Raw genomic sequence first — 7,280 nt, 5'->3', positions numbered from 1 at the left:
GTTGAGTGCAGACATTTATCTTGCATATATTTGGGAGGAAAGAGCAGTTGCCGACGGCAACTGCTCTTTCCCCCTTCAGAATGATTATCATTTTTATGGCTTGTATATCTTATTCTCTGGAAGTCCCTCAGCACTTAAAAAAATCCAGGGTGCAGGAGTTGAACCTGCCTTGGGCGAATTATGAGTTCGCTGCCTCAACCGCTCGGCCAACCCTGGTCGAATACTAATTTTATCTCAAATTTACTGCTTGTCTACCTCTTGAATGACAGTTTATCAGATTTTCATACTACATAATTTAATTATGAAATAGTGCAAACTATAATTTATTGATTAAGTTCCTTTAAGGATTGAGGTACATAACTTCAATGCTCTTAACATAGACCAGCATTCTTCAGCAACAGCTTATCAGCGATGAAAATAAATTCTACTGTAATTCTGACGTTGATTCTGTTAATCCTGATGTTGGGCGCGGGGTCTGTAAGCGCGTTCTTAGGGTTTAATTTGGGAAGCTTGGCTCTCAAAGGAGTTTCAACCCCAGATGGCCGCCCTACAACCAAATTTGCCAGCGCTAAAACAAGTAACTCCCAACAGGTAGGGGTGACACTCTTAAAAGAAGAAGAAATATTAAAAATTGTTAAATCTCGAATCGAGGGTAAGACCAAAGCCGCTAAATCAGAAAAACTAGACGACGACGACGAAATCAATAAAAGCAAACAGAAGCCACCAGAAAAGCCTCAGGAAGTAGTTGAAGAAAAACTCCAACCAGGATTTCCAGTGAATGCCGAAAGTGAAGGGGTAACTTTTGGCGTGCAATCGGCGCGTTATTCTGGAGGCGATTTACTCCTAAAAGTAAAAATGCAGAACAAGGGTAAAGATTCTGTACGCTTTTTGTATAGTTTTTTAGATGTTACAGACGACAAAGGTAGAACCTTAAGCGCCAGCACAGAAGGCTTACCAGGAGAATTACCTGCAAATGGCCCCACATTTTCCGGTACAGTGATTATTCCTACGGCTTTACTAGATGATGTGAATAAGGTATCCCTGTCTCTGACAGATTATCCTGCACAAAAACTCAAGTTAGATGTATCTAATATTCCTGTAGCAAGATAGGGACTGGAACTGAAGTATGAAGTATGAAGTATGAAGTCTATCCTTGATACTTCATGCTTTCCCAATATCCAATACAAAAATAGGGGCGTGAATTTACACGAGCTTTGGTAGTGATTGGTTTTCCTGGTTTAACTTGGGCAGATGTGGGGCTGCGATTATTGTCAGTACTACTGCTGATTGCCATCAATGCCTTTTTTGTGGCGGCAGAGTTTTCGATGGTGACAGTGCGGCGATCACGAATTCATCAGCTAGTTCAGGCTGGGGACATACAAGCGATCGCAGTTGAAACACTGCAACGAAGTATTGATCGGCTGCTATCAACAACTCAGTTAGGTATTACCCTCTCTAGTTTGGCACTGGGATGGATTGGTGAAAGTACAATTGTGGTGCTGGTAAGTGCATGGCTAAAATCCTGGCCATTACCAGAAACAACAACTAACTTCATCGCTCATTCGCTGTCAATTCCCGTAGCCTTTTTTTTGGTGGCCTATCTGCAAATTGTGTTGGGGGAATTATGCCCGAAATCATTGGCGTTGCTGTACTCAGAACAACTAGCGCGATTTCTAGGCCCCTCAGTTAAAGCGATCGTCCGTTTTTTCAGTCCCTTCATCTGGATTCTTAACCAATCAAATCGTTGTTTGTTACGAATTTTTGGTATTGAATACACAGGTCAAAGCTGGAGACCACCAGTTACCTCAGAAGAATTGCAGATGATCATCTCCACAGAACGGGAATCCACGGGTTTACAACTTTCAGAACGTAAACTCCTCAACAATGTCTTTGAGTTTGGGGATGTAACCGCCCAAGATGTGATGATTCCCAGGACTGGTATTGTCGCCTTACCAAACGATGCGACCTTCGGAACCTTACTCCAGGAAATGACAACTACTGGTCACTCTCGCTATCCCATCATTGGCGAATCTTTGGATGATATTCGCGGCATTGTTTACTTTCGGGACTTGGCGCAACCTTTGGCTATGGAGAAACTAACTTTTACGTCACATATCCAGCCTTGGATGCGTCCTGCTCGATTTGTGCCAGAACACACACCCTTGAGTGAACTATTGCCAATGATGCAACAAGAAAAACCAGCTATGGTCATCGTCGTAGATGAGTTTGGCGGGACTGTAGGGTTAGTGACCATCCAAGATGTGATTGGTGAAATTATTGGCAAGACAGGGGAACCTGAAAATAGCAACGAATTGTTGATTGAAATTGTCGATCAAGAAACATTTTTGATCCAAGCACAGATTAATCTCGAAGACCTCAACGAGGTGTTGCATCTCAATTTACCTGTCACGAGGGAATATCAAACCTTGGGAGGCTTTCTACTGTATCAATTACAGAAAATGCCGACAAAAGGCGAAATTTTATTTTACGACAATCTTCAATTCACCATAGTCTCAGTTGTCGGGCCAAGGCTGCACCAAATTCAGGTGCAACGCTTGCCAAGGGAATAATACCAATTCGTAATTCGTAATGACGCTCGCGGACTCGCTAACGCTGCGCTAACGTAATTCGTAATTAAGAAACTCTGATTTGGTCTGGGTTGTGGGGTTTGAATGTGTTGCCTAATTTTAGAGAATTGGTATAAGGAAATGGGGAGGGTGTAAATGAATGTCCCTACTCCCTACTCCCCACTCCCTGTTCATAAACAAGCGGATCTTTTAATCCTAATTCATCAAAAGCTGCCAGCCGTAAGCGACAAGAATCGCAGACTCCGCAAGCCACATCACCACCGGCATAGCAAGACCAAGTTAAATCCCAAGGAACACCTAACTTGTTGCCAAGCTGGATAATTTCGGTTTTTTTCAAATTAATCAAGGGGGCGACGATCGCAATTGGGTTACCCAAGCGTCCTTGTTTGGTTCCAAGTCGAAAAACTTCTTGCATTGCCTGGATGTAGTCAGGACGACAATCAGGATAGCCGGAATAATCTAAGGCATTAACGCCAATGTAAACCCGCTCGGCTGCGATCGCTTCTGCATAGCCCAAAGCAAAACTTAAAAAGATCGTATTCCGTGCAGGTACATAGGTTACAGGAATATTTTGCGACATTTCATCCAAGGAACGCTCTTGGGGTAAGTCAATTTTGTCGTCGGTCAGTGCGGAACCACCCCATTGCCGTAAGTCAAAATTGACCACCTGATGTTCTACTACCCCAGATGTTTGCGCGACGAGCATAGCTGAGTTTAACTCGCTGCGATGTCGCTGTTGATAATCAAAAGAAATTGCGTAACACGCACAACCATCAGCTTTAGCTTGATACAGTACAGTAGAAGAGTCTAATCCCCCAGACAACAAAATTACGGCTTTCATCTCGGCTGCAAAATTTTTAGATTTCAAATTGCCAAATCATCATATTAAAAAAGTAGAAGTCAGCTTCACCAGTCTTTTTTTTCATTCATACTGTACCAGTTTATAAACTGTACCAACGTCTCAGTGTCGTTGTAGCTATTTTTGTAATTTTATTGTCAGTAAAATTATTTATTTACAAGGTTTTTAGTTGGGAAATTTCCTGGTATCCAATTGCCTGACTGGCATCTAGAAATTTTTACTTACGTCTTAGTTAGTGTTTAAAGTTAATAAAAAAACATATTACCTATTGTGTAAAGAGCAAAAAACTGATTGATTTAAAACTGAACCTAAAAAAGACAGCCAGATTGCGGGAACTGATCCCAAACTTTGAAATTCTTCATAAACAGAGCCTCTATGTTACCATCTGGATGGTTTTAGACGGATCATACCTGGCTGTTCAGTATAAATGCCAACGGCCGCAGCGTCTCTAAATTTGGTGGTTGAGGAGAGAACAATAGTGCAAAATAGCATGTCAGTGGCAGAATCAAATTCATACACACAGCGCAATCAGCCAAGACCGATTCGCGTAGGTGTGATTGGGGTGGGTAACATGGGACAACATCACGTCCGTGTTTTGAGTTCAATGAAAGATGTTGAACTAGTCGGCGTGGCAGATATCAATGTTGAACGAGGCTTGGAAACCGCCAGCAAATACAAGGTACGTTTTTTTGAAGATTACTGTGACCTGCTACCTCATGTGGAAGCAGTTTGTATTGCTGTACCTACCCGCTTGCATTATGCTGTGGGGATTAATTGTTTGTTAGCTGGAATTCACGTTTTAATTGAAAAGCCGATCGCTGCTAGTATTTCTGAAGCAGAATCCCTTGTCAATGCAGCGGCTGAATCCCAGTGCATCTTGCAAGTAGGTCACATTGAGCGCTTCAATCCGGCATTTCGGGAACTGAGCAAAGTCCTGAAAACAGAAGAATTGCTGGCGCTGGAAGCTCACCGCATGAGTCCCTACTCAGATAGGGCAAATGATGTTTCCGTCGTACTGGATTTAATGATCCACGACATTGACTTAATGCTAGAATTAGCCTCCTCTCCAGTGGTAAAGCTGACTGCTAGTGGGACTCGTTCTTTAGACTCTGGTTATTTAGATTACGTGACAGCCACCTTGGGATTTGCCAATGGTATTGTCGCTACTCTCACAGCCAGCAAAGTCACTCACCGAAAAATTCGCCGCATTGTTTCCCATTGCAAAAACTCCTTCACTGAAGCAGATTTTCTCAAAAATGAAATTCTGATTCATCGACAAACCACAAATTTAACAGACCATCGGCAGGTACTTTACAGGCAAGATGGTTTGATTGAAAAAGTCTACACCACCAATATTCAACCCCTTAGCGCAGAGCTAGAGCATTTTGTCACCTGTGTCCACGGTGGTAATCAACCTTCCGTCGGTGGCGAACAGGCTCTGAAAGCCCTAAGATTAGCAAGTTTAATTGAGCAAATGGCTCTAGAAGAGCGGGTTTTCAATCCATTAGACTGGCAATCTGAATCCAGAGTACAATCTTTAACCTCAACAATCTAACAGAGGTGGGGGAGATAGACAGGGGAGCAGGGAGCAGGGAGCAAGGGCAAGATACTCTTCCTTCCGCCGTCCTCTGCCCTCTAGCTACCTAATACAAAAATACGGCAGTCTCAATTGAATACATTACATGTTTAGGGGCGTAAGGATTGCGCCCCTAAAATTTAGCTTTCATATCCAGACTTGGATGATTTTGACCATAGCGAGCCGCGATCATCAGTAAAGTTTTGGGGAGATTAACGCTACATTAGGCAACAAGACTTGTGCAGCAATTTTAGGAATAGATTTGATGCTTGAATGGATTACCAATACTATCAATTCCTTGGGATATGTAGGAATTGCATTATTGATGTTTGTAGAAAATCTTTTTCCCCCTATTCCCTCAGAACTGATTATGCCACTGGCAGGATTTACCGCTAGGGCAACTCCAGACAGGTTAAATATCTTTGGAGTCTTTTGTGCCGGACTTGTGGGTTCTGTAGCTGGCGCACTTGTATGGTACTATCCTGGTAAGTTTTTGGGCGAAAAGCGCTTAAAAATTTGGGCTGATAAATACGGCAAATGGTTGACTATATCCAGCAAAGATATCACCAAAGCAAAGCACTGGTTTGATTCTCAAGGTAGCAAAGCAGTGTTAATTGGTCGTCTTGTACCGGGAGTCCGCACTTTGATTTCCGTGCCGGCAGGCATTAGCAACATGTATTTGCTACCATTTCTATTTTATACAACCTTGGGTAGTGCTGCCTGGGTAGGTTTGTTAACATACTCAGGATACGTTTTGGGTAGCCAGTATGAACTTGTGGATAAGTACTTAGCCCCGGTATCCAAAATCGTGCTTGGCTGCTTGGTTTTGGCATTTGTGGCCTGGATACTCAAACGCAGGCGAAAAAGTACTAGACGCTAAAATACACAACCCTAATTTAAATTTGATTTAAAGTTAGGGGGTTACATCTGGTAAAAATTCGCCTACACTATGCCAAATAATGCTGAATTTGCGATCGCCTAACTCAGCATTAGGCGTATTCGTAGCTACACTTGACGAAACCTAGAATTTCTGGTATCTCGCATGTTTGTTTGTAAGATGAGCACGATAAATTTTGACAGTTAAGAAAGGACTAGGAGCTTTCATGACAGACCAACCTTCCGCCGCTACCCCAATGAATGCTGCTGCTATCCCTCTCAACAGGGTTTCAGCATCTACCCCAATTAATTCTGGTACTGCTATTAAGTCAAATGGCGGTTCGAGCAAATCCATTCTCAGTGTGGACTTAGGCAGAACTTCCACCAAGACTTCTGTCAGCCGCGAACCGAACAATGTGGTTTTCATTCCCGCCAATGTCAAACAAATGTCAATGGAAGAAGTGCGGGGAGGCATTTTTGAAGCCCGCGCTACAGATCCTCTCATGGATTTGTGGATGGAATATCAAGGCAGTGGCTATGCTGTCGGTCAACTAGCAGCAGATTTTGGCGCAAATCTGGGAGTCGGAAAATCTAAAGTAGAAGACGCACTCGCTAAAGTCTTGGCATGTGCTGGCTATTTCAAACTGAAAGACGAAATTTCTATAGTGCTGGGTTTACCCTTCCTCTCCCTAGAGCAGTTTGAAAAAGAAAAGGCTCAAATCATCAGTCAGCTGACTGGCCCCCACATCATGAACTTTCGGGGTGAAACCGTCTCCCTGAATATCAATAAAGTTTGGGTAATGCCTGAAGGTTACGGTAGCCTTCTCTGGTGTGAAGCTCAACCCAAGAAAAGCGGCACAACTCCCGACTTTACCAAAGTCTCGGCGGCTATTGTCGATATTGGGCATCAAACCATCGATTTGCTGATGGTAGATAACTTCCGCTTCGCACGAGGTGCTTCTAAGAGTGAAGACTTCGGGATGAGCAAATTTTATGAAATGGTTGCCAAGGAAATCGAAGGTGCAGACAGCCAATCTCTGGCGCTGATTTCTGCTGTTAACAAAGCCAAGGGAGAACGTTTCTATCGTCCTAAAGGCGCTAGTAAGCCCACTAACCTTGATGATTTCCTCCCCAACCTGATTGAGATGTTTTCTCGTGACATTTGCAGCCGTGTCCTCGCTTGGCTACCTGAGCGTGTGACTGATGTGATTATCACTGGCGGCGGCGGTGAATTCTTCTGGGAAGATGTGCAACGTCTGTTGAAGGATGCTAAAATCAACGCTCATCTAGCTGCACCATCTCGCCAAGCTAACGCCTTGGGGCAGTATATTTATGGAGAGGCGCAATTGTCCGCCGTTCGCGCTGCTAGGTCTTAAAGCCA

General features: G+C 43.5%; 6 protein-coding genes and 1 tRNA gene. 5 read left to right on the top strand and 2 right to left on the bottom strand.

The features are described 5' to 3' along the window. Positions 1-143: 143 nt before the first annotated feature. A tRNA-Ile gene (locus tag IQ259_RS17475) sits at positions 144-216 on the bottom strand. 195 nt (positions 217-411) lie between these two features. Here IQ259_RS17475 and IQ259_RS17470 point away from each other — a divergent pair. Continuing rightward, complete coding sequence (locus IQ259_RS17470) at positions 412-1,110, top strand: hypothetical protein (RefSeq protein ID WP_193887003.1); 699 nt, start codon at positions 412-414, stop codon at positions 1,108-1,110. Positions 1,111-1,220: 110 nt separating this feature from the next. Continuing rightward, positions 1,221-2,570, top strand: coding sequence for a hemolysin family protein (locus IQ259_RS17465; protein ID WP_193887000.1), 1,350 nt, complete (start codon positions 1,221-1,223; stop codon positions 2,568-2,570). A gap of 163 nt (positions 2,571-2,733) precedes the next feature. Here IQ259_RS17465 and queC read toward each other — a convergent pair whose 3' ends face one another. Then, on the bottom strand, positions 2,734-3,429 hold the full coding sequence (gene queC / locus IQ259_RS17460) for a 7-cyano-7-deazaguanine synthase QueC (RefSeq protein WP_193887015.1): 696 nt from the start codon (positions 3,427-3,429) through the stop codon (positions 2,734-2,736). Positions 3,430-3,925: 496 nt separating this feature from the next. Here queC and IQ259_RS17455 point away from each other — a divergent pair, with 496 nt between their 5' ends. The 3 genes from IQ259_RS17455 to IQ259_RS17445 all read left to right on the top strand — a co-directional run bounded on the left by IQ259_RS17455 (position 3,926) and on the right by IQ259_RS17445 (position 7,275). Continuing rightward, complete coding sequence (locus IQ259_RS17455; protein WP_193887005.1) at positions 3,926-5,002, top strand: Gfo/Idh/MocA family protein; 1,077 nt, start codon at positions 3,926-3,928, stop codon at positions 5,000-5,002. A 286-nt stretch (positions 5,003-5,288) separates the two neighbouring features. Next, positions 5,289-5,903 (top strand): DedA family protein, encoded by a 615-nt coding sequence (locus IQ259_RS17450; RefSeq protein WP_193886998.1) that lies wholly within the window; start codon positions 5,289-5,291, stop codon positions 5,901-5,903. A 223-nt stretch (positions 5,904-6,126) separates the two neighbouring features. After that, entirely contained in the window at positions 6,127-7,275 is a 1,149-nt protein-coding gene (locus IQ259_RS17445) for a ParM/StbA family protein (protein WP_193886996.1), read from the top strand. The last annotated feature ends 5 nt before the right edge of the window (positions 7,276-7,280 follow it).

It is taken from the genome of Fortiea sp. LEGE XX443 (assembly GCF_015206815.1).
Taxonomy (GTDB): Bacteria; Cyanobacteriota; Cyanobacteriia; order Cyanobacteriales; family Nostocaceae; genus Nostoc_B.
The sequence above is the reverse complement of the archived record's forward strand: the minus strand, read 5'-3'. Positions and strand labels throughout refer to the sequence as shown.